11 protein-coding genes are annotated in these 25,846 nt (G+C 31.5%); 5 read left to right on the forward strand and 6 right to left on the reverse strand.

Going from position 1 to position 25,846, the window contains the following annotated elements; genetic code table 11:
- The 5 genes from FDT66_RS13325 to FDT66_RS13345 form a co-directional block, all read left to right on the forward strand.
- Nucleotides 1-2,310: T9SS type A sorting domain-containing protein (locus tag FDT66_RS13325; RefSeq protein WP_138537372.1), on the forward strand; the 2,310-nt coding region annotated here is incomplete at its 5' end.
- A 167-nt stretch (nt 2,311-2,477) separates the two neighbouring features.
- The gene (locus FDT66_RS13330) at nt 2,478-11,897 is read left to right on the forward strand and encodes a LamG-like jellyroll fold domain-containing protein (RefSeq protein WP_138537374.1); all 9,420 of its coding nucleotides are present in this window, start codon (nt 2,478-2,480) and stop codon (nt 11,895-11,897) included.
- A gap of 207 nt (nt 11,898-12,104) precedes the next feature.
- The gene (locus tag FDT66_RS13335) at nt 12,105-12,644 is read left to right on the forward strand and encodes a DUF6252 family protein (protein ID WP_138537376.1); all 540 of its coding nucleotides are present in this window, start codon (nt 12,105-12,107) and stop codon (nt 12,642-12,644) included.
- Between the two features lie 114 nt (nt 12,645-12,758).
- Complete coding sequence (locus FDT66_RS13340) at nt 12,759-15,626, forward strand: hypothetical protein (RefSeq protein ID WP_138537378.1); 2,868 nt, start codon at nt 12,759-12,761, stop codon at nt 15,624-15,626.
- 227 nt (nt 15,627-15,853) lie between these two features.
- On the forward strand, nt 15,854-16,501 hold the full coding sequence (locus tag FDT66_RS13345) for a hypothetical protein (protein WP_138537380.1): 648 nt from the start codon (nt 15,854-15,856) through the stop codon (nt 16,499-16,501).
- A 256-nt stretch (nt 16,502-16,757) separates the two neighbouring features.
- On the opposite strand, the gene FDT66_RS13350 is transcribed toward FDT66_RS13345, so the two are convergent.
- The 6 genes from FDT66_RS13350 to recN all read right to left on the reverse strand — a co-directional run bounded on the left by FDT66_RS13350 (nt 16,758) and on the right by recN (nt 25,837).
- Nucleotides 16,758-18,080: a sugar MFS transporter gene (locus tag FDT66_RS13350; RefSeq protein WP_138537382.1), complete on the reverse strand. Its 1,323-nt coding sequence runs from the start codon at nt 18,078-18,080 to the stop codon at nt 16,758-16,760.
- Between the two features lie 2 nt (nt 18,081-18,082).
- Nucleotides 18,083-19,087, reverse strand: coding sequence for an isoaspartyl peptidase/L-asparaginase family protein (locus FDT66_RS13355; RefSeq protein ID WP_138537384.1), 1,005 nt, complete (start codon nt 19,085-19,087; stop codon nt 18,083-18,085).
- Nucleotides 19,088-19,092: 5 nt separating this feature from the next.
- Nucleotides 19,093-22,035, reverse strand: a complete 2,943-nt coding sequence (locus FDT66_RS13360) for a GH92 family glycosyl hydrolase (RefSeq protein WP_138537386.1) — start codon at nt 22,033-22,035, stop codon at nt 19,093-19,095.
- A gap of 47 nt (nt 22,036-22,082) precedes the next feature.
- Nucleotides 22,083-23,042 carry a glycosyltransferase gene (locus tag FDT66_RS13365; RefSeq protein ID WP_138537388.1) on the reverse strand — a complete coding sequence of 320 codons (960 nt, stop codon included), beginning with the start codon at nt 23,040-23,042 and terminating at the stop codon, nt 22,083-22,085.
- A gap of 283 nt (nt 23,043-23,325) precedes the next feature.
- Nucleotides 23,326-24,132, reverse strand: coding sequence for an enoyl-ACP reductase FabI (locus tag FDT66_RS13370; protein WP_138537390.1), 807 nt, complete (start codon nt 24,130-24,132; stop codon nt 23,326-23,328).
- 52 nt (nt 24,133-24,184) lie between these two features.
- A complete protein-coding gene (gene recN / locus FDT66_RS13375; RefSeq protein WP_138537392.1) occupies nt 24,185-25,837 on the reverse strand; it encodes a DNA repair protein RecN in 1,653 nt (550 codons plus the stop codon).
- Between the last annotated feature and the right edge of the window lie 9 nt (nt 25,838-25,846).

Genomic DNA, 25,846 nt, shown 5'->3' on the forward strand with positions numbered 1-25,846 from the left:
GGTAACAGCACCTTAACTGGGGTAAACTTAAATGGTCCAAGTAGAAATGCTGCAGATAGAGACAAAGTAATGGTCATAGACGCACAAACATCTCTAACAAATGCAGTTCTTCCAGAAGATGCAAGAGTAGAATGTGTTTGGATAAAAGAAAACTCTAAACTGATAATTCCAGATAATATGTACTTAGAGTTTGATGAAGATTTTATTTTAGATGGAGAAATGAGATTGGTAGGTGATGGACAATTAGTACAAACTCATGTTGGTCTTTCCAATGTTGAAGGAACAGGAAAACTTTATAGAGATCAAGAAGCTGTTGTACCAAATGTATACAGGTATCATTACTGGTCTTCTCCTGTAAGAGAGTTAAATCAAAATACATTTAGAGTGGGTCAAGTGATGAAAGATGGTAACATACCAACATCAGAAAACTCTACCATTACAGATATTAACTTTGTTTCATTAGATCAACCTGGTGTTGATAATAGAGGTTTAAATGGAGCTCCAGGAGTTGCAGGAGTAACACCTATAACTATTGCTAATTATTGGATTTATACAAACCAAAACGATCCTGCAGCTGCAGATGATCGTTCTTCAAATTACGTAAGAGTATTAGAAACAGAGCCTATTGGTAGAGCAAGAGGTTACACCATGAAATCTACAGGTGTTGTTGGACAAAACTATACTTTTGTTGGTACTCCTAATGATGGTACTATAAGCTTYCCTTTAACGGGTGAAACAGCTTCATTAGTTGGTAACCCATACCCTAGCGTTATAGATGCTACAGACTTCATAAACACAAATATCAACACCATAGAAGGTACATTGTATTTCTGGGAACATACAGGAGAAGATGTAGAACCTACTGGTATTTCAGGACATACATTTGCAGGTTATTATGGTGGTTATGGACAAAGAAACCTTACCATGGGTATTGCTGCAAATGGAACTGGTAGTATAGGTGTAGAAACTTTCGATTTTACTTCTGCTACAGAAACAGGTAATGTGGTTTCTCAAGTAGTAGATGGAGTAACGATTAGCATTGAAAATTCAAATGATTCTGCTGGTATACTTTCAGGAATATTTAATATTATAGGACAAGGTGTTGGTAACCTTCTTGGTAGTGTCAGCGAATATGAAGTAGAAGTTTCTTTTGACAAACCAATAGATTTAAAATCAATATTTTTGTTAAATAGTAAATCTCCATTATCACCAATAAATCCAACAGTAACATTAACACCAAATAAAGGTACTCCTGTTACTCAAACACTAACTGGTATATTAGGGCAAGATGTTAATTTAAACTGGGAAGATGTAACTTCATTTACCATTACAACAGACAGTCCTTATAATTTAGTGATGGATAATTTAGAGTTTACACAAGGTCTTTTCCCTAGTTTAGGAGATGCTATATATACAGCTCCAAGCAGATATATTGCTGTTGCACAAGGTTTCTTTGTTAGAGCTGATAGTGATGGAGGTACATTAAGATTTGAGAATTCTCAAAGAAACTACAAACCTTCTGGTACTTCAGAAAATACATCCTATTTCTTCAAATCAAATGCCGCAAAAAATAAAAAGCAAAATGAAGATGAAGATGAAGATGAAATAGATTTATTACCTGTAATTAAGTTAGGTTATAACAGAACTTCTTCTAATGCTGTAGCATTGCACAGGCAAATAGGAATCTCTTTTAGAAGAGGAAATACCTTCAAATATGAAAATGGTTACGATAGTGAAATTTTTGATGTTGGAGATAATGATATCTACTGGCAATTTCCTGAATTAGCTGATAGAAAACTGGTAATCGCAGGGGTTTCTGAAATTACAAATCAATTAGAAGTACCGCTAACAATTGCTGTGGCTAATGATGATAAGAAAACCATTCAAATAGATGAAATTAGAAACATCAATAGAGACGTTTATTTGTTAGACAAAGTAACAAACACCTATTACACACTAACAAAAACACCACAAGAATTAAATATTCCTGCTGGTACATATACAGACCGTTTTTATATTGTTTTTTCTAAACAAAGTGCTTTAAATACAGAAAACTTTAATCCTTTAAGTAAAGATCTAAATATTTTTATGGATAATAATTCTAAAGAAATAGTAGTAAAAAATAAAAATCTACTAAAAATAGATAAAATTGAGTTATTCAATATTTTAGGTCAAAAACTTAATAATTGGAAAAATATAGAAACTTCATCTGAAAGTAGGTTAAAAGTAAATAAATTGCCTGCAACGGTTTATATAATTAAATTAAAAACAGAGAATGGTGAACTTACCAAAAAAATTATTATAGAATAAATAATCTTCAGAAATTATTAAAAAAACCGAAAACAAGCTTGTTTTCGGTTTTTTTTTATGAAAAAATTAAGAATATGAAATAAAAATAAGAATTCAATAATTAGGAATAAAAATATTATTTTTGTAAATTAGAATGTTATGAATATTTGAATCAAAAATTTTAAAAAATGAAGTACTTAAGTTCTATAAAACTTTATAAGAGTATTGCTTTTTTTCTACTTATATATATAGCTACAAGCAATATCTCTTATGCACAAACAATATCTAGTACAGGATCATCCGCTACTACTTGTGGTAATTGTACTCCTGCAGGATATATAGATGATGGTGGAACACCAGATATTTCCAATAGAACAAATGCTGGAGGTCAAGGTAGTTTAGGAGAAAATGATACTTGGGTAGCATCTCCATTGCCCCTACCTCCTACTGGAGATTTAACATGGATTTCCATGAGAGATGTTGGAGATTTCAATACCTCACCTGTAGAGTCTGTAAAAACATCTATGGGAGACTTAATTGAAGGAAACGTATATAAATTGACAATTTACGTCATGACAGCAAAAAGTAGTGGTGTTGGTGGTGACTACTACTCAGGACAATATATTGATCAATTTTCTTATGAAATTAATGAACCTGGTGTGACGCCAGTGACACAAATCGTAACAGTAACTTCAGATGCTTACGATAAATGGGCCAAAACTGAAGTAGTTTTCATTGGAAAACCAGACATTGATGGTAAAATGGACTTGGCCTTTTCTCCATTAGACAACGCAGTAACTGCTGGTGATGACATCAATTTTGAAAGTGTTCATATTGCAATTCAATTAAATGACTTATCATTATTAGATACAGACGGAGATGGTATTGTAGATGCTGATGATGTAGACGATGATAATGATGGAATTTTAGACACTGTAGAATTGACCTTAAGTGGTACAGAGTACGATCCTTTAGGAGACGAAGATGGAGACAAATTACCAAATTACTTAGATACTATTGATGATAACATATCATCTGATGGAAGTACTACAAGTTATGTTACCACAGGTTCTGGAGGTATTCCAGATGTTTACGATTTTGATGATGATGGCATTCCAAACCATTTAGATTTAGATGCAGATAATGATGGTATCCCAGATAACATAGAAGCACAAACAACTGCTGGATATATAGCTTCAAGTGGAGCTGTTGGAGATGGTTTCACAGATGCAAATAATAATGGTTTAGACGACAATTATGAAACTGCACAAGGAGGAACAGATATTACACCAGTAAACTCAGATAGTTCTGGAGAAGCAGATTATAGAGATCTAGATTCAGATGACGATACAGTTTCTGACACCATAGAAGCAAATTTAATTTTAAACGGAAATGTTGGTAACAATGGTTTAGACAAAAGCTATGAATCTATTGATAGCTATAAAGATGTAAATGGAATATTTGACGATACACAAACAGATAATTTCCCTGATGATGGAAACAACGCCAATTTAGGATTGCCAAATGATGTCAATTGGAGAGACGTTTCCGTAACAGGTTTTTTAGATACAGACGAAGATGGTGTAGCAAATAACATCGATAAAGATGATGATAATGATGGAATAAGAGATTTTGTAGAAAGATGTATTGATTTTAATGCTGTTTTAACATCACAATCTGGAATTGTAAATAGTGGAAACTTAACAGGAGAACCAGATGACAATTCAGGAGAAGTAAATACAAACGGAAATGTATTTGTTTTAGATTTTGGTAGCGTATTTCCTGCTGGAACCCAATATGAAATAACTTGGAAAAGACGAGTTGGTGCTACTGGTACAGCAATACCTATAATTAACGAATCAACAGACAATACAACATACACAAGAAATTTAGATGCACCCACAAGTACACAGTCAGATAATTTCCAAACAGACATCGTAACCTCAAATGTTGCTTTTAGATACATTCAAATTACAAAACAAACAGATCCTAGTATTACCGATTTTGAAGTAGATGCTATTGGTATTTTAAACACTACTTCTTGTAATAACGATTCAGATGGAGATGGAATCGCAAACTATTTAGATTTAGATTCGGATAATGATGGTATTCCAGATAATATAGAAGCTCAACCAACAGCAAGTTATGTTGCTCCAACTACTTTTACAGATGCAGATAATGATGGTTTAGATGATAATTATGATGCAAACGTTCCTGGTGGAGTTGATGGAGCCTACTTCGTTTTGGTAAATACAGATAGTGGAACAGATACCATACCTGATTATTTAGACACAGATTCTGATAATGATGGAACACCAGATTTGGTGGAAGCAAACCTATCATTATTTGGTTTTTACGGAATTAATGGATTAGATTCCAATTATGAAAGTGCAGATAATTTTGCTGACGTAAATGGAACTTTTGATAACACACCATATAACGATTTTCCAGACAATCCTTCTGGAGGTGAAGTAGATTGGAGAGATGCAACTTCAACTTTTAGAGATACAGACAATGATGGTGTACCAGACACAACAGATTTAGACGATGATAATGATGGAATTTTAGATACAGTAGAAGGTTGTAGCGCAGGAACAATGTCAACAAGCAACCTATCCTTCACTACTGTTGGTGGTTCAGGACTTAGTTACACTAGTAATAACATCACCTTCACAAATGGTACAGCAGGCTTTGTAAACAGTGCTCATTCTCCTAATTTCTCAACCTTTGATACGCCTACAGATTATGAAGTTAGTTATACTTTAGATGGTACTTTTCTCGATAATACAGAAAGAGCTGTTTTAATAGGTATCAATGAAGCTGGAACAAATTCTACCAATAGTTGGGAAGATATCGATTATACTTTTTACATTAGTGGAAGTGGAGAATCTCTTCAAATTTATGAAAATGGTACTTTTAGAGTAAATGTTAGTAATGGAGCCAGTGGCAATAAACTTACTATTAAAAAAGCAGGAAAATCTATCACATATTGGGTAAATGATACATTAGTGTACTCAAGTTTAGTAAATGCTAATGGTACAGATTATTTTGTTGACAGTTCCTTCTTTGGTCAAACATCAACATACAGCATAAATAATTTTCAAATTACTCATATAACAAATGCTGACGATACTGATAATGACGGTATTTTAAACTGTTTAGATTTAGATTCAGATAATGATGGTATTCCAGATAATATTGAAGCACAAACCACAATTGGCTATGAAGCACCAGATGGTGTTTACGATGCAAATGGTGTAGATACTGCTTATACTGGTGGATTAACTCCAGTAGATACAGATTCAGACACAACGAAAGATTTTTTAGATATTGATTCTGATGACGATGGAATTTTAGATAATGTTGAAGCAGGACTTGTATTAACAGGTACTTATGGAAACAATGGTTTAGATAATGCCTATGATAATGGTGATAATTATTCAGACGTAAATGGTTCTTTTGACAATTCTCAAACAAACAATTTTCCAGATGAAGATTCTGACGTACTAAATGGTGGTGACGTAGATTATAGAGATGATACGTTTACAATAGATACAGATGGAGACAATGTAAGTGACGAAGTAGATTTAGATGATGATAATGATGGAATTTTAGATTCCGTAGAAATCGTAAACGACTGTACAGTTAATAACGGAGTTTTAAACTGGAATAATGAATATACTGAAGGAGACACTGTTGCAACAAATGGAGATGATCCAATTGAAGTCGATGATGAAATTGTAAACGCAAACGTAACCATAAAACTATCAAGAACTTCAAACGTTATTAGTGAAAGTAATTATAGAGTAAACGATAATACAACTACAGATAGTGCTTACAACTTATCGCAATTAGCAACTGCCAATGCAGAATCAAGACATGTTTTTAATTTTAGTGCACCAGTTTTAAATCTAGGTTTTACAATTTATGATGTGAATCGAGACGATGCAACATCAGCAACAGACGTTGTAAAAGTAATTATTACAAAACAAGATGGTTCTAACTACACTTTAGATGCTGCAGATTATACTACAGATGGAGCTGCAAACACCTATAGTGGTTCTAATACATTTACAGGAACCACAACTACTGCAGGAAACGTTATAATCAATCCAATTCCAGAATACGTAACAAAACTGCAATTTGTTTACAGCAACTTAGCAACAGGTAGTTTTTTAATAACACAAAACATTGCAATTGGTAACCTATCATTTTGTACCCCAATAGATTCTGATGGTGATGGTATTTTCGATTTCAGAGATCTTGATTCAGATAATGATGGAATACCAGATAATATAGAAGCACAAACAACGCAAGGTTATATTCCTCCAACAAATAGTTTTAGTTTAACAGGAATAGATTTAGCCTACGGAACTGGCTTAACAGTTATAAATACAGATGGTGATACACAACCAGATTATTTAGACTTAGATTCAGATAACGATTCAACCAATGATATAGATGAAGGTATTATTAACGAGGCACTTCCCCCAAACTCTGGAGGAATGTTTACAGGAACTGTTGGTATAAATGGTTTGGTAGATGCTTTAGAAGCATCAGACACAGACCAAGCATATACTGATATTAATGGTATTCACACAGATCCAAAAACTGATGGCTTTTTAGACGATAGTTCAGATAATGATGTAAATATTGGAGGCGATTTAGATTATAGAGATGACATTCTTGGTGTAGATACAGACAAAGATGGAATTGCAAATAACATAGATATTGATGATGATAATGATGGTATACCAGACGTTTTAGAAAACACTCCTGGATTACCAACACCAGACGCTGTTTATAGTTTTGAAAACACCACAAACGATTCTTCTGGAAATGATTTCGAGCAACAAAACGCAGCAGTTCCAGCCTATAGTTCAGATAATATAGTTGGCTCAAACGCGATTGAATTTAACGGAACATTTTTAATTCAATATAGTGATGGTACCTTCTTAAACCAAGCTGTAACAACACTAACCCACTCTGTTTGGGTAAAACCAGACGATTTAACAGGCGTTCAAGAAATTATAGATGAAGGAGGAAACACAAACGGATTAACCGTAAGATTAAATGGCAACACTTTAGAAGCTGCTGTAAGAGAAGGAAATGTTTCAGCTCCAACCACTTCACTTACCTTTCCTAGTGATAATAATTGGCATCATGTAGCTGTTACTTATAATAATGGCGATTTAACTTTGTATTTAGATGGTGTAGCATCAACAACCATTAGTTCTGGTTTTGGTGAACTGGCAGCACACTCAGATGGTTCTGGTCTTGGAGGACGAAATAATGACGATGCTTTTGCAAACTCAACTGATGGCGATTATTTTGATGGTTTAATGGACGAATATTATCATTATCCAGTCGCTTTAACCCCAGCTGAAATTGCAGTCTTAGCAAATTTAGATAATCCTATAGATACGGATGGTGATGGCGTTATAAATAGCTTAGATATAGATTCTGATAATGATGGAATTCCTGATAATGTCGAAGCACAAACAACATTAGGGTATATCTCTCCAAGTGGAATTGGAAACGGAATCACAGATGCAAACAATAATGGTTTAGATGACAATTATGAAACTGCACAAGGTGGTACAGACATTACTCCAAATAACAACGATGGAACTGATAATCCAGATTATATTGATACAGATTCTGATAATGATGGTATTTTCGATATCTCCGAAAATAATGTTACAAATTCAGAAGATGCAGTATTAGATGAAAATACTGGTGCTTCTGCTGACGGAACTCCAGATGGAATTGTAGACCCATCAAACTTTACAGATACTGATGGTGATGGTTTAGCAGATGTTTTTGAAGGTACAAATACAAACGATAATTATGATGTAAATGATGAAATTGATAATCCGCAATCAGATTTACCAGACACAGACTCAGACGTTGCTACAGAAGATGTAGATTTTAGAGACGATTCTGAAGACCCAATTAGTCCTGGAGTTGCAGGAAATATACTTTGGTTAAGAGCCGATAAAGATGTAACAGGAACTACTTCAGTAACTTCTTGGGTAGATCAAACTGCAAGTTTACACGACGCAACTTCAGATATTGGAACTGCTCCTTCAAAAATAGATGTAGGTTTAAACTTTAACCCAGTAATAGATTTTGATCCTACATCAAATCAAGATTTAATCATTACTAATGGTATTTTAGGAACAGATACGTATTCTAATCTTTGGTCTTATGTTGTTGTAAATCCTAATGTAGTAAACGCAAATGGTTTTATTTTTTTAGAAAATGTTAGTGGTTCTGGAAACTTTCATAATAGAGCTGTAAGCTCAACTAATTTAAGATATCGATTTGGTGATCCTACAGATCAGATTTTAAATATTTCTGCTAACGAAAACACATACAATTTATTTACAACTGGTGCTACAACAACTCCTGGATCAGCTCCTACAGGTGTTAGTCAAGCAATTCACGTTCAAGGAAATCCTTTATTTACTAATAATACAACATTGGTTAACATAACTGGTGTAAATGACGATTTTGATATTGGTAGTAATGGAAGTGCTAATTTTTGGAACGGTCAAATTGCAGAAATAATGATTTTTAACGAAACACCAACTGCAAAAAAACAACAACAAGTAGAAAGCTATTTGGCTATAAAATATGGTTTTACGTTAAGTACTGTAGATTATAATGCTGGAATTATAGAGGGTGATTACCTATTACAAGATCAAGTTACCAAAGTTTGGAATTACAGTGCAAACACAGCATACCATAATAATGTTGCAGGTATTGGTAGAGATGATGCCATGGCATTAAATCAAAAACAATCCAAATCAAATAACCCTGCATATGATGCAATAACAAATCCTAACGGACAAATTATTACAATTGGTTTAAATGCAATTGCGGCAGATAATGTTTCCAACGCAAATACATTTGCTTCAAACAAAGATTTTTTAATGTGGGGTAACAATACAGGTGTTGTAAATACTGTTACAGAAACTGAGTTAATTTGTGCACCAGAAAAAACAATTGGTAGAACCTGGAAAATTGTTGAAAACGGAAGCGTTAGTAGCGTACAAGTAGCTGCAAACAAAGCTGCAATTGATGGTGCTTTAACAACACCAAACACCGTAAAGGTTTTAAAAATAGCAGATGACGCAAGTTTTACTACCAACGTAAAGTATGTACCATTAACAGATACAACTATTAATTCTGAAAATGTGTATGCCGCAAATTACGACTTTAATGGTGTTAAATATTTTACATATTCAGAAATTAATGGAATCTTCTGGAATGGAGATATAGGCGTTTCAGGTTCATGGTTTGGTGGTAATAGTTTAATAACTACAAACGGACCAAGTACCCAAACTGAAGATAGAGATAAGGTAATGGTTATAGACTCACAAACCTCACTTACGCATGCTATTTTAACAGAAAGTGTGGAAGTAGAATGTGTTTGGGTTAAAGCAAATTCTAAATTAATGGTTGCAGATGATCAATATTTAGAGTTTGATGAAGATTTTATTTTAGATGGTCAAGTAAGATTAATTGGAGACGGACAATTAGTACAAACACACGTAGGTTTATCAAACGTACAAGGTTCAGGAAAATTATTTAGAGACCAACAAGCTGTAGTACCAAATGTATACAGATACCATTATTGGACTTCTCCTGTAAGAGAATTAGGTTTAGATACTTACAGAGTTGGACAAGTAATGAAAGATGGTACCATACCAACATCTGCCTCATCATCTATTGTAGATATTAATTGGGTTTCTTTAGATCAATCAGGTGTTCCAAATCGTGGTTTAAACGGAGCAACAGGTACTCCAATTACCATATCAAACTACTGGATTTACACCAATGAAAACGATCCAGCAGAAGATGATGAACGTTCAGAAAATTACGTAAGAAAACTAGAAACGGGTGTTATTAAAAGAGGTTTAGGATACACTATGAAAAGTACTGGAGCAAATCCTCAAAACTTTACATTTGTTGGAACTCCAAATGACGGTTCTATAAGCATTCCTGTAACAGCCAATACTGCAACTTTAGTAGGTAACCCATATCCAAGTGCTTTAGATGCTACAGACTTTATAAATACGAATATAGATGCTATTGAAGGTACTTTATACTTCTGGGAACATACAGGAGAAGATACAGAACCAAGTGGTATTTCAGGTCATACTTTTGCAGGTTATTATGGTGGTTATTCTCAAAGAAACTTAACCATGGGAATTGCAGCAAATGGTGTACCATCAACAGACCCACTAACGTATGATTGGGAAACTGCTGTTGACAATGGAAGTAATGTAACACAAACAGTAGAAGGTATAGAAGTTATTGTAGAGTATAGTAACAACACTATAATTATTGACCCTAATGTTGCAAATATTGGAGGTACAACAGCTAAGGTTGTAACAAAGTCTGAAGGTGGTACAGATACGTATGATATTACTTTTACTTTTGATGATGCTATAGACATAAAATCTATATTTTTATTTAACAATGCACCATCATCACCAGTATCAGATCCAACTGTAACATTAACACCAGATAATTCACAACCAGTAAAAACCCAATTATTAACAGGTAGTTCTGGTCAAGAAATATTTTTAAATTGGGAAGATGTTACAACCTTTACAATAACTGCAAACAGGCCTTACAACTTGGTTATTGATGATATTGAGTTTAGCAATGGTAATTTCCCTAGTTTAGGTGAAGGTACCTATCATGCTCCTAACAGATATATTGCTGTTGCCCAAGGATTTTTTATAAGAGCAAATGAAGATGGTGGAACCATTAGATTTGAAAACTCTCAAAGAAATTATAAAGATGATGATTTTGATACAGGAGGTACTTTTTTCTTTAAATCTAAAAACTCTAAAAAAGGAAATAAAAATAATATTGATGACGATGAGTTTGATTTATTACCAATATTAAAACTAGGGTTTAACAGAACAACTTCAGATTTAGTACAACTGCATAGGCAAATAGGAATTTCTTTCAGACAAGGCAATACTTTTAAGTATGAAAATGGTTTTGATAGTGAAATATTTGACGTTGGCGAAAACGACATGTACTGGAACTTCCCAGAAATGAATAATAGAAAATTAGTAATTGCAGGTGTTTCTGAAATAACAAACGAATTAGAAATTCCGTTAACAATTGCAACAACTAATAGCGATGCTAAAAGTATTCAGATAGATGAAGTAAAAAACATAAACAGACCTATTTACTTGTTAGACAAACTAACAAACACGTATTACACTTTAAGTAGAACACCTATAGAGTTAACCATAGAAAATGGTGTATATACAGACCGTTTTTACATTACTTTTGAAAATAAAACGGCATTATCTACAGATGAAGTAAACCCATTAAACAATGAGTTAACAACTTTTGTAGATCAAAGTACTAATGAAATTGTAATTCAAAACAACAAACTACTTAAAATTAAAAAAGTAGCATTGTATAATATTTTAGGACAAAAAGTTCGTGAATGGAAAAATATAGACAACATTACTGAAAACAGATTAAAAACAAACAAACTTTCAGCAACTGTATATATTTTAAATGTAGAAACAGAAAACGGAAAAATTTCTAAGAAAATTATGATTGAATAGTAATTTTAAGCTTTTAACTATAAAAAGTCGAAACAAATACGTTTCGGCTTTTTTTGTTTATAAAACAGGTATTTACACTCTTTATTTTTTCAGCAAAAAAACTAACTTCGCTAACTACTGATATCAGTCATTAAAACGACGTCATATCAGTATTAAAGTTAGGCACAATAAAGACGAAAAATAAAACTATTAATTAAAATAAAATTTATGAAAAAAATACTCTTACTAATTGGAATAGTCTTCTCTATACATAGCTGTTCTGAAAAAAATGAAACTGAATTAACACCATTAGAGCAATTACCCAAAGCCACAAAAGTTGGGGCAAATACAGCAGGTTGTCTAGTTAATGGAGAAGCTTTTTTACCAAAAGGTTTCTTTCCATCTGGAAATTTGATTTGCTATTTTATTAATCAAGAGAATTTTTCATTGGATATAGCTAATAAAGATAATAGTAATATTAATTCTGTTTTCATTGCAGTAGAAAATCTAAATTTAACAATAAATAAAGTTATTAATCTAAATACTGTTAGATCTTTTAACGATTCAAAATTTGCTGAATATACAATTTTTAGAGATAACGGAAATGATGAGAAATACACAACAACACCTCAAATTACAGGAGAATTAATTATAACACATCACGATTATAATAATGCAATAATTAGCGGAACTTTTTGGTTTGATGCTATTAATAATATCGGTGAAAAAGTAGAAGTTCGTGAAGGGCGTTTTGATATGAAATACTAAAAAAAGCTTATGAAAAGATAACTTCAAAATAAGAAAGACCACCTACAAGGTAGGCAATCTTTCAAATAACAGATTAAACAACATCTCACAATTATTTAACCTTAATACAAAAATATGAAAAGAATTACTTTTTTGCTATGTTTTGTTTTGTTAACAAAACTAACCTTTGCCCAACAACAAATTAATACAACTTTTGCCAATCAAATGAATACCCTTTTTGGGCAATTAGATAAAAACAAAATACCACATGGAATTTTAATTGACTCTGGTATGGAATTTACCAATCTTGAAGAATTTAATGGTGTTTTATCAAGCAATAATTATCTTACTATTAATAGTCTAGAGGAAATATATAAAACCTTATTAACAAGTAAAATTAGTAACAACGCTAGTGGTTTAGTAAGTCCAACCGTTTTTAAAAACAATCTAAAAAATAACAGAGCTAAAGGAATAATTTCTCTATCTGGTTTATATTTTAAATATGGTAAGTTTAAAAGCAATGCTTTAACTAGTAATTTAATAAATTACACTAATGGTAGATTTTATGATATACCTAATAAAGTACCTTATGAAACAAAACAGACATTTGCAATAACGCCTGCGATTTTAAAATATAGTGGTTTGAATTTTCAGGTAAAAATACCTTCTACTATTTTTTACTCAAATAACACCAATCAAATACAAAGTATTCAAGTAGATTTTGACAATGGTAATGGTTATGTTACTATTCCTTTCAACCAAAATATTTCTGTCAATTATACTTCAGAAGGTTTAAAAACTTGGAAATACAAATTAAACTTAACTAATGGTACTAGTTTATATAGTCATTCTAAAATTAACATAGAAGAAGGGTATGAAACTTATATTTATGGAAGTAACAACCAACAAAGGTCTACATCTACTGGAGTATCAAGATATCCTTGCAAAAAAATAACAGCAACAGATAGTTATTTAGGAAAAAATGCTTCTGTAAATTTAACTATTGATTATGCTTATGGAAACAGTCAAATAAAAAAACCTCTTATTGTTGCAGAAGGTTTTGATGCTGGTGTTATTTTAAACCCTGAAAGTGAATTTGGATATAGTGGTTATGCCGAATTTAAAAGGAGTTTAAATAATAGTGGCGAACTTTACAATTTATTAAGAGGTTATTATAAAGAATACGATATAATTTTTGTAGACTGGGATAATGGCGTAGATTATTTACAACGAAATGCCTATGCTTTAGAAGAAATTATAAAATGGGTAAATCAACAAAAATCTATTGCAGGTAGTACAGAACCAAATGTAATTTTAGGACAAAGTATGGGTGGTGTAATTGGTAGATGGGCTTTAGCAGATATGGAAGAACGTGGAATGAATCATGATACTCGCTTGTTTATTAGTCATGATGCACCCCAACAAGGCGCAAATATTCCAATTGCTGTACAATATATGTTAAGACATATAGACCAACAATTTTTACAAACTCTTGCAGGTACTGTAGTATCACTATTCACAAATGTAGATGATGTATTCACTTTATTAGATACTCCAGCAACTAAACAACTACTAAAAAATAGAGCCAATAATTATTATGCAATAGAAAACAGTGAACATGATAATTTTTATAATCAACTTAAAAATAAAGGAATTGCCAATAGTGGAGGTTATCCTCTGTATTCAAGAAATATAGCCATAAGTAATGGTAGTGAATGTGGTGATATACAAGATTTCAACCCTGGTGATGATTTATTAAATGTAAATGAAAGTGTAAAACTATCTTATTTAGAAAATTTAATAACTCCTATTGCATTATTTTGGGGTGTAGGTCATGGTTCTTTTGTTGGTAGTTTTTATGGTAGTATTTTAAACTTAATTTCAACTAGCGGAAAATTTAATGTTAACTTTAATGCAAAAGCTATTCCTTATGGAACAGAAAATCAAATCTATAAAGGAAAAATTTCGTATACCAAAGTTATACTTTGGTTGGTTAGTATTACTACAAATATTACGGATATAACTAAAAATCAACCCAATAATATTTTACCTTTTGATAGTTATAGTGGTGGTTATTATAGTGTTTCTAATTTTATAGATACTAGTACTTTACCTAATGGTGTTTTTTTAAGAGATAAATTTAGTTTTATACCTACTGCAAGTGCTTTAGATATAGGTAGCAATAACGTAGTTTTAAACAATAGTGATTATTTACGTTCTTATAAAAATATAACTCCTCCAACAGGAATAAAAAGTAGTCCATTTGATAATTTTTCATCAGATATTGATGAAAACTTGAATACACAAAACAAACCTCATATTTCTTTTAATCCAAGAAATGGTGATTGGTTGGCGGAAGAATTGGATGGCATTCAAGCAAGTTACACTTGTAATTTTGATTGTAATACACAACCAAGTGAAATTAGTGGAGACAATTATATTTGTGATAATGAAATTAAAACATATACCATTAATGTACCTATTTGTATGACAAATGGAGTATGGAGTGTTTCTCCCAACCTTACTATTATTAGTCAAAGTTATAATTCTATTTCTGTTTCTCACAATACTTCAAACCCATTAAATTCTGGATACATTAGCTATAGTGTTTCTAATTTAAACTTTACAATTACAAAAGGAGTTATAGTTGGTGCTCCTAAAATAAATAATCAAGGAGGTGGATATTTGAATGTTCAAAAAATTGGAAATGTAGAAATATATGCACAACAATGGTCTGTTTTAAAAGCTAATTATCAACCTATGTTATTTGATACTGGTTTTCCTTATTCATATTCTTATGAGTGGAGTATTCCGAATTCTCAAGTAAGAAATTATGGAAATGGTTCTCAATACAAGGAAATACGACCTAATTTTAGTGGTCAATTAAATATTGGAGTTAGAGTTTGGAATAACTGTGGTTGTAGCAATTGGAATTATTTTCCATTCGAAGCTATTTATGAAAATAATGGTGGTGGCCCTATAGATTTAATCAAGCAATTTTAAAATTACTGTGCCTAACAAGGTATATAAAAAATAGCAGTGAAGTACTAAACTCAAAGTTTGGTTCTTTTCTGCTATATTTGTTTCTAAATTGAAAAATGACGCATTTAAACAAGCTACTTTTAATATACAAAACCGTTAGCGAGATTTTAAAAAACTACATTAAAGTCATTGAAATTTTAATAAATTTATTTAATATATAAACTAAAATTACTGAAAAAAATCAAAAAATGAAGAAACAAAAACTTACACTTTTATTATTAACTTTAATCATCAGCATTGGAAATGCTCAAAATAATTGGGTTGAAGGAAGCTTAATACTAAAAAATGGGGACACAATCACAGGAAATTTAAAATTACCATTAATAAATAAAGGTGCACTCATAAATTCTCATAAGATAAAGTTTAAAAAAAATGAGAATGACGAAGAAATGAAATATGACAATACAAACGTGAATAAAGCGATAATAAAAGAAAGAAATAATGAAATAGCTATTTATGAATATGTAAAAACTTCAAGGTCAAAATATCAATTGTTTAAACTAATTGAATTTAAAAAAATGAAACTATACGCAAGAATAGTGAGTAACTCAACAATGTCTCCAAATATGATTGGTGGTCAACGTGGTTTTACATCTTCAACTTATTATTCGTCTCAAGATAATGAATTTTATGCATTAAGAAAAAATGAAAAGATAGCTTCTCCTTTAATAACCTTACCTACAAATATAAGCGCATCACTTTTTACAAAATCTTTCAGGAAAAGGGCTATGAAATATTTTTCAGATTGCCCATCTTTGGTTAAAAAACTTAAAAAAAGAAAATTTAGAGAGAGTCAAATACTAGAAGTTATTGCTGAATATGACAGTTGTGAATAAAACCATTTTAAAAAAAATATGAATAATTAAATAACATTTGCTATAACCAATATAATTTATTGCTTGCTTCTTGCCTATTTGCGAAAATCCTCGTAACAAATTATATTGGTGTTAGTAAGATTTCAAAAACCTTTTCTATTAATTCACTTTTTTGTCAAACAAGTTTAGCCCAGATTGAATGGCGTGTTTGAGCTCTTTTTTACCTTTTTTGGTAAAAAAAGCGAGTAATGAAAGCTGGAAATAGCTGCTTATAAAATTAAATTTTCTTTGCTTTCATTCTTCCAAAAAATAAAATATAGCCATAACACACTATTGTTAAAATAAAGGCGGTTTTGAAGCCAAAACCATCAATTAAACTACCAAATATAAAAGGTATAATTGCTCCACCTACAATTGCCATACATAACAAACCAGAGGCTTGTGCTTTTAAATCGCCCAAACCTTCTAAACTCAACGTAAAAATTGTTGGAAACATAATAGAATTAAACAAACCTACTGCTAAAATAGACCACATAGAAAGTAACCCTGTAGTATTTATGGAAATAACAATCATAGTAATGGCTAAAAAAGCAAAAATACTTAGTACTTTACCTGGTGTCATAATTTTAGTTAAGTATGCACCTACAAAACGTCCAATCATTGCTCCTCCCCAATAAAAAATCACAAAAATGGCTAGTAAAGATTTTGGATCGGAATCTGTAAAGGTTTTATTAAATGTACTTGCAATGGTGTTTGCAATACTCATCATGGTTTCGTTTCCTGCAACTACAGTTGCCAAATTCATATCTGCAAAATAGTTTACTAAAAAACTACCTATGGCAACTTCTGCACCAACATAAACGAAAATACCCAAAGCACCCATGAGCATTAATTTGTTTTTTAGCAAAGTTAAATAGCCTCCTTTCGGACTTTCTTGCATTACTGTTGGTAGTTTTATAAATCCAAATATTAGTGCTAACAAAGCAATAAAAATGGCAATAAATAAAAATGGCGTTTGTACAGTTGCTGCTTCTGCAACGTAATAATTGGTTTTATCTATATCACTTAATAAATTTATTTCTGCTGATGTTTTTACAGAATCACTTAATAAGAATAATGCTCCAACTACTGGCGCAATTGTGGTTCCTAACGAGTTGAATGCTTGTGATAGGTTTAAACGACTACTGGCTCCATCTTCACTACCTAACAAAGCTACATATGGATTCGCTGCTACTTGTAAAATGGTAATTCCTCCTGCAAGTGTAAAATACCCAAATAAAAACACAGGAAAAGATCGAAAAGATGCTGCAGGATAAAATAACAAACAACCTGCTGCCATGGTTAATAAACCCAAAACGATTCCTTTTTTATACCCAATTTTAGATAAAATTGCTCCTGCAGGAAGCGAAAAAACAAAAAATGCTACGAAAAATGCAAATTGTACCAATACTGTTTTTGCATACGACATTTCGAAAACATCTTTTAATCTTGGTACTAAACTATCTACCAAAACTGTAATAAATCCCCAAAGGAAAAATAAGGTGGTTAAAAATATAAAGGCGCTCTTGTAAGATTTGTTGTTTGTAGTTGTTGTTGACATAGTTATACTTTGTTAAAATAATCTGATTTAATATTTTTATTTTCTTTGTTTTTGTAAATGTTGTAACTAAACCATTCGTGAATGGAATATGCTCCAGTTTCTCCTTGTTTATTTACGGCAATATAACCCACTTGAAAGTTTTTAAAGTTTTTTCCTGGTTTGTTTACAATTCTGCCAATAGCTTCTTCACAGGCTTCTTGAGGTGATTTTCCTTGGCGCATTAATTCTACAATTAAAAAACTTCCTACAGTTTTTAAAACCTCTTCTCCTAAACCTGTTGCAGATGCACCACCAATTTCATTATCTACAAACAAACCACCACCAATTATAGGTGAGTCTCCTACTCTACCAGCCATTTTATACGCCAAACCACTTGTGGTACAAGCTCCAGATATATTACCATTTTTATCAATGGCTAACATGCCAATGGTATCATGATTTTCGATATTGATAATGGGTTTGTATTCTGATTTTACCTTCCACTTTTCCCATGCTTTTTTAGAAGCTTCAGTTAATAAATTTTCAGGTTCAAAACCTTTTGAAATTGCAAATTTCTTTGCTCCTTCTCCAACCAACATTACATGTGGCGTTTCTTCCATTACTTTTCTAGCGACAGAAATTACGTGTTTTATATTTTTTACTCCTAAAACAGCTCCATAATTTCCTTTGGAGTCCATAATACAAGCATCTAAAGTAACATTTCCATCTCTATCTGGCAAACCTCCTTTTCCTACAGATTGTCCTTTTTCGTTAGCTTCTTCAATTCTACAACCTTGTTCTACAGCATCTAAAGCAGTACCTCCATTTTCTAAAACTGCAGCTGCAGTTTCAACTGCTAAATCTGTTTTCCACGTAGCAATTACCAAAGGTTTTATAGTATTTTCTTTAACAGGAATTATATTTTTACTTTCTTTTTTATCAGAATCACAACTTATTATTGTTGATGAAACTGCCACCAAACCGAAACCAGTTGCTGATGCTTTCTTTAAAAAATTTCGTCTTTCCATTTTTCTTACTTTATTTGAATTTCATCAATAAAAATCCAACTTCTTCCATTATGAGGATAGCCTAAATGCCACCTTGGAAGTTCTCCTAATTTTTTGGCAATTACTTTTATATATCTTGTTTTTAATTTTTTATTTGTTGATACTGTTGTCAATGCTACTTCATCAGTATTAAAAGGCTTTGGAGCTTTCCAGTCTTTAATTTTAGTAAACGATTGACCATCTTTAGATTCAAATATTTCAACTTGCGTAGGTAAAAATATCCAACTGCGCTGATCTCTTAAAAAGTTTATTGCTATTTCATTAATTTCTTTTTCACTGCCCAAATCTACTGTGGCAATTACATCTTCATTCCAATACCCTTGCCAAGTGCCTGTTCTAAAGTCTTCTGTACCTGTAATTCCATCAATTAAAGCATTATCTCCACCAGCATTGTATTGATTGGCATACTTAGTTTTTAAATCAATTTTAATATTAGGGTCAATTTTATAAAAATCTGAAGTTATTATGGCACTTTTTACACCATTTTTTTCTGCATAAACAGAAAGATTAATAAATTTATCAATCGTAAAAGGTTTCTCATATTTTTTATACCCTCCTTTGTAACCAATTCTGTAAAAAATATCAGCAGTTTCATCAACAGACTTTAATTCGACTTCTGTACTACCTTTAAAAGCAATGTCTCCTTTTGCGATAAAAGGTGCAGGAACAATTAAATGATTTTTAATTTCTGTAGATGGAATAAATTCGTCTTTTGCTCCCCAAGTTGAAGATTGATTTGTCATTTCGAAAACCAAACTACCACCATTCATAATATCTTGATGATTGATATATGAATACTCGTAATTTTCACCATTCAGTGTTACTGATTTAATGTATTTGTTTTCTTCAGATTGATGTTTAGCCACAACCGTAAATGATTTTCCATTTTCTAAATTGATGCTCGCTTTTTCAAACAAAGGACTTCCAATAATGTATTGATTAGAGCCTGGAGTTACTGGATAAAAGCCTAAAGAAGAAAAAATATACCAAGCACTCATTTGTCCACAATCTTCGTTTCCAGAAATTCCGTCTGGAGAATTTGTATATAGTTCCGTTAAAATTTGACGAACTTTTTCTTGGGTTTTGTGTGGTTTGTTTACAAAATTATACAAATATGCCATGTGATGACTAGGCTCATTTCCATGAGCATATTGCCCAATTAAACCAGTAATATCTGCTTGATGACTTCCTGAAGTCTCATCTTTTGCAGAAAACAGATTATCTAATTGTTTTTCTAATTGTGGCTTTCCTCCTAATAGTTTTGTAAAACCAGTAATATCTTGAGGTACATAAAAACTGTATTGCCAAGCGTTAGCTTCTGTATAATTAAAATTTACTTCATAAGGGTCAAAAGGCGAAAACCAAGTATTTCTAAAACGTCCTCTCATAAATTGAGAATTTGGATCAAAAATATTCTTGTAATATTGCGCTCTTTCGCTGTAGATTTTATAGTCTTCTTTGTTTCCTAAACCTTTTGCCATTTGTGCAATCGTCCAATCGTCATAAGCATATTCTAAGGTTTTAGAAACAGATTCACTTTCTTTTTCTACAGGAATAAATCCTAATTTTTTATAAGAATCTAATCCTAATGTATCACGAGTTGCAGAATGTTTCATTGCTTCAAAAGCTTTGTCAACATTATAATTTCTAATTCCTTTTAAATACGCATCTGCAATTACTGGAACTGCATGGTAACCAATCATACAACCTGTATAATTGGCTGCTAAATCCCAAATAGGCATGATGCCACCTTCATCATATTTTGCTAAAAAAGTATTGATAAAATCGTTGGTTTTTCCTTGTTCGATGATGGTATACAATGGATGTGCTGCTCTGTAAGTATCCCAAAGTGAAAACACTGTATAATAATCGAAATCTTTGGTTTCATGAATTTCTAAATCCATTCCTCGATAACGTCCATCAACATCTTGATATAAATTTGGCGCTAATGCTACATGATACATAGAAGTATAAAAATTGACTTTATTATCTTCACTTTTGTCTTCTATTACAATTTTCTCTAATTGATTTTCCCAAGTTTCTTGTGCTTCTATTTTGACTTGTTCAAAAGTTTTGTCTCCAATTTCTTCTTTTAGATTTTTCTTTGCACCTTCTTCATCAACTGCTGATATTCCAATTTTTATGGTAATTGGTTCGTTGTTTGGATTTCTTAACTGAACAAAGGCTTTAGATTTTTCATTATTATATCCAATTCTAAATTTACTTTCATTTGGCTTTACAGAAAAAGAATGAGAAAATTCTATATAAAAAAATAGCTTTTGATTAGTTGCCCAAGCTTTTGAATGTCTATAACCTGAGATTGTTTTGTTATCTAATTGATTTATGAAAATGTTATGAAAAAGCAATTCATCACGATGTTCTAAATCTAAAATAATTACTTGGTTTTCTGAGTCTGGGAATTGATATTTATGAATTCCACTTCGTTTAGAAACTGTCAACTCCACATCAATATTGGTATCTTCTAAATGAACTTTGTAAAAACCAGGTTCAGCGATTTCTTTGTCGTGAGAAAACTTCGATTTATAACCTTCTTTTCCATCAGCTCCATTATTAAAAATGACTTTAGTTGTTGGCATTAATAATATATCTCCATAATCAGAAACTCCTGTTCCGCTTAAATGTGTGTGGGAAAATCCGTAAATTTCATCATCAGAATAGTGATAGCCTGAACATCCATCCCAACCATCTAAACGTGTGTCTGGACTTAATTGCATCATTCCAAAAGGTAATGTAGCTCCTGGATATGTGTGCCCATGACCACCTGTACCTATAAACGGATTTACGTAAGAAATAAGTGTTTTATCTTTTTTGGCTACTGAAATTTGTTCCTTTTTACAAGAGACAAACAAAACTAAAACTGAAAAAATAAGAATTTTATAAAACCTCATGTTTAGATTTAAGAATTGAAAACTAAAAATACTGAAATAAAATTAGCCTAACTATTTTTGTTGACAAAATGTGATTTCAGAAAACCCAAACCATAGCCAAAAAACTGAGTCAAAGTAGTGAAAACACTTAAAAAAGCTACTATAATACTTCTATTTTGAAGGAAAGAATCTAAAAATAGTATTAAAAAATAAACTAAATAGAAGTATAAAAATTGACCATAACCAAAGTATGCCCAAATAAGATTTATCATTAAAAACAATATAAAAACACTAGGAAACCAATAGGTAATTTTAGCAGTTTTGGGATATTTTTTATTCAAATAAGGTCTTGCAGTTCCAAAATTATAGGTTTGTTTAAAAAAATCTGAGATAGAACTTCTTCTTTTATGATACACGAATGCTTGTTCTATTAATTGCGTTTCAAATTTATGTTCCCAAAGTCTAAAGGTTAAATCGATATCTTCACCATATTTTAAAACTGAAAATCCGTTTGTAACTGTAAAAGCTTTTTTAGATATGCCAAAATTAAAACTACGTGGTTGGAATTTACTCACGGTTTTTTTCTTACCACGAATTCCTCCTGTTGTTAAAACAGCAGTCATAGAATAATTAATGGCTTTTTGAAGATTTGTGAAACTTTTATGGGCTGCATCTGGACCACCAAAAGCATCTGTAAAGTTATTTTCTAACCCTTTTTTTATTGCTGATAAATAGTTTTTTGGAACAATAACATCTGAATCTAAAATGATAAAATAGTTTCCTGTGGCTTTTTCCATTCCAAAATTTCGGCTTGCTCCTGCTCCACTATTGTTTTTAAAAAAGTATTTTAAATCTAGCTGGTTTTTATATTTCTCTACAATTATTTCTGATGAATTTATTGAACCATCTTCAATAATTAATACTTCAAAATCATCAGAAAAATCTTGTTTTGTAAGACTTTCTAATAATTCGTCTATTTCTTGCGGACGATTGTAAACAGGGATTATGATACTGAAAAGTAGTTTCAAAAGTTTTAAAATTTCTTAATTGTAAATGTAAAAAAATAAAAAAGTTGAAGGTTCCTATTTCTAAAAAACTTCAACTTTTAAATGTGATGTATTTTTCTTTGTGTCTAAAAGCTTACAAACAAGTTTAGCCCTGATTGAGTGGCTTGTTTGAGCTCTTTTATCTCTTAGAAAGAGATAAAAAGCGAGTAACGAAAGCAGGAAATAGCTTCAAATCTTTCGAAAACTTCATTTGCTACTTTCAATCAAAATATTTTGATTTCAGTAATGCTCAAGATAACAAAAGTTACTCGAATTTTTCCATAACTGCATCACTTACTCCCATATTTGAGAATCCACCATCGTGAAACAAGTTTTGCAACGTTACTTTTTTGGTTAAATCTGAAAACAGAGAAATGGTATAATCTGCACAATCTGCAGCTGTGGCATTTCCTAACGGGCTCATTTTTTCTGCATAGGCTATAAAACCATCAAAACCTTTTACACCACTTCCTGCAGTGGTTGGAGTTGGCGATTGAGAAATGGTATTTACACGCACTTTATGATCGCGACCAAAGAAATAGCCAAAACTTCGCGCAATTGACTCTAAATAGGCTTTGTTATCTGCCATGTCATTATAATCTGGAAATACTCTTTGTGCTGCCATATATGTTAATGCAACAATACTTCCCCATTCATTCATAGCGTTTTTATTGTATAAAACGTTCATGGTTTTATGAAAAGAAACTGCAGAAACGTCCCAACCTTTTGTAGTGAAATCGTATTTTGGATCGGTATAATGTTTACCTTTTCTTACGTTTACAGACATTCCAATAGAATGTAAGACGAAATCAATTTTTCCATCTAAAATTTCCATAGATTTTTCTACCAAATTTTCTAAGTCTTCTACTGAAGTAGCATCTGCTGGAATAATTTGAGCGTTTGTTTTTTCTGCTAAAGCGTTTAATTCACCCATTCTCATTGCAATTGGTGCGTTTGTTAAAACAAACTCTGCTCCTTCTTCATGTGCTCTTTCTGCTACTTTCCAAGCTATTGAATGTTCGTTTAACGCTCCAAAAATGATTCCTTTTTTTCCTTTAAGTAAGTTGTACATAATGGTTTTGGTTTATTGTTGATAGTTTTTTATGCTTAAAAATCTCTAAAATTTAATTCAATAATTCTTTTGCATGTGTTAAAGCAGATTCTGAAATATCTTTTCCGCTCAACATTTCTGCAATTTCTACAATTCTTTCGTCATTAGAAAGCTGTTTTAAGTTGGTAGTAGTAATTCCTTTTACTTCTTCTTTAAAAACTTTGTAGTGATTGTTACCTTTTGCTGCAATTTGTGGTAAATGTGTAATCGCAATCACCTGCATATGATTACTCATTTGTTGCATAATTGCTGCTATTTTGTTGGAAACTTCCCCAGAAACTCCTGTATCTATCTCGTCAAAAATAATGGTTGGTAATTGCATGTTTTCCGATAACACCTTTTTTACAGAGAGCATAATTCTTGATAACTCTCCTCCAGAGGCAACCTTTTTTAATTCTCCAAAATTACCTCCTTTGTTTGCTGAAAACAGAAATTCTAACTTATCTTTTCCGTTTGAAAAATAAATAATTGTTTGTTTGATATGTATTGAAAAACGGGCATTTTTCATCCCTAAATCTGCCAATAAATTTTCTAATTCTTTTGTTAGTTTTGGAATGGCAGCTTTTCTTGATTTTGTAATTAAATCTGCAACTTTATCTAATTTTTCTGAAACGGAATGTATTTCTTGCTTTTTCTTATTGATTGTATCTTCTGCAGATTCAACTTGTTGTACCTTTTCTGATAATTGTTCATAAACAACCAATAATTCTTCATTTGAATTTACATAGTGCTTTTTTTGTAGGTTATAAATTAACTGCAGTCTATCATTAATTTCTTCAGCTTCACTCGGATTAAAATCTACATTTTCACTAGCATCTTCTAACTCTGCTACAATATCATCTATTTCAATTTTTACTGATGTTATTCTTTCTGCTATTTGTTGATATTCTTTAGAGAAAGAAGCAATTTTAGAAAGTCTATTTTCTAAGGTGTTTAATAAGTTTTGTACTCCAATTTCTTCGTTTACAGATATTTCTAAAGCTTCTGATAAATTGGTTTTTATATCTTCTATATTATTGAGTTTTTCTAAGCGCTCTTCTAAATCTTCTTGCTCATCAACTTTAATATTGGCTTCTTCAAGTTCGTTAAATAGATGCAAATTATAATCATATTGCTGGTTTGCTTCTTTTTGAATTTGCTCTAATTCTTTCAATTCTTTTTCCAATTGTTGCAACTGTAAAAAACCTCTTTTGTAAGAATCTAACTTTGGTTGATTTTTTGCCAAAGCATCAATTACAGAAAACTGAAAAGCATTATCGGACAATTCCATAGTTTGATGTTGCGAATGCACATCAATTAATTGATTTTTTAATTCATTTAGAACGGAAAGCGTTACTGGAGTGTCATTTACAAAAGCACGTGATTTTCCTGAAGGTAAAATTTCTCTTCTTATGATAGTTTCTGCTTCATAATCTAAATCAACTTCATTAAAAAAATCTTCCAAATTATAATTTGCAATTGCCATTTTAGCTTCTACAATGCATTTTTGTGAAGTGTCTTTTAAAGATGACAAATCTGCTCTGTTACCCAAAACCAAGCCTAATGCACCTAATAATATAGATTTTCCTGCTCCTGTTTCTCCTGTAATAATGGATAAACCTGTGGAAAAATCAATTGATAATGAATCAATTAATGCGTAGTTATTTATGGAAAGTTGTGTTAGCAAATCTTTGTA

The sequence above is a fragment of the Polaribacter aestuariivivens genome, from assembly GCF_005885675.1.
Lineage (GTDB): Bacteria > Bacteroidota > Bacteroidia > Flavobacteriales > Flavobacteriaceae > Polaribacter > Polaribacter aestuariivivens.

What these genes read in the sequence shown, in the direction of transcription:
- FDT66_RS13330 (WP_138537374.1), top strand. Translation starts at nt 2,478, where the DNA reads ATGAAGTACTTAAGTTCTATAAAACTTTATAAGAGTATTGCTTTTTTT.
- FDT66_RS13335 (WP_138537376.1), top strand. Translation starts at nt 12,105, where the DNA reads ATGAAAAAAATACTCTTACTAATTGGAATAGTCTTCTCTATACATAGC.
- FDT66_RS13340 (WP_138537378.1), top strand. Translation starts at nt 12,759, where the DNA reads ATGAAAAGAATTACTTTTTTGCTATGTTTTGTTTTGTTAACAAAACTA.
- FDT66_RS13345 (WP_138537380.1), top strand. Translation starts at nt 15,854, where the DNA reads ATGAAGAAACAAAAACTTACACTTTTATTATTAACTTTAATCATCAGC.
- FDT66_RS13350 (WP_138537382.1), bottom strand. Translation starts at nt 18,080, where the DNA reads ATGTCAACAACAACTACAAACAACAAATCTTACAAGAGCGCCTTTATA.
- FDT66_RS13355 (WP_138537384.1), bottom strand. Translation starts at nt 19,087, where the DNA reads ATGGAAAGACGAAATTTTTTAAAGAAAGCATCAGCAACTGGTTTCGGT.
- FDT66_RS13360 (WP_138537386.1), bottom strand. Translation starts at nt 22,035, where the DNA reads ATGAGGTTTTATAAAATTCTTATTTTTTCAGTTTTAGTTTTGTTTGTC.
- FDT66_RS13370 (WP_138537390.1), bottom strand. Translation starts at nt 24,132, where the DNA reads ATGTACAACTTACTTAAAGGAAAAAAAGGAATCATTTTTGGAGCGTTA.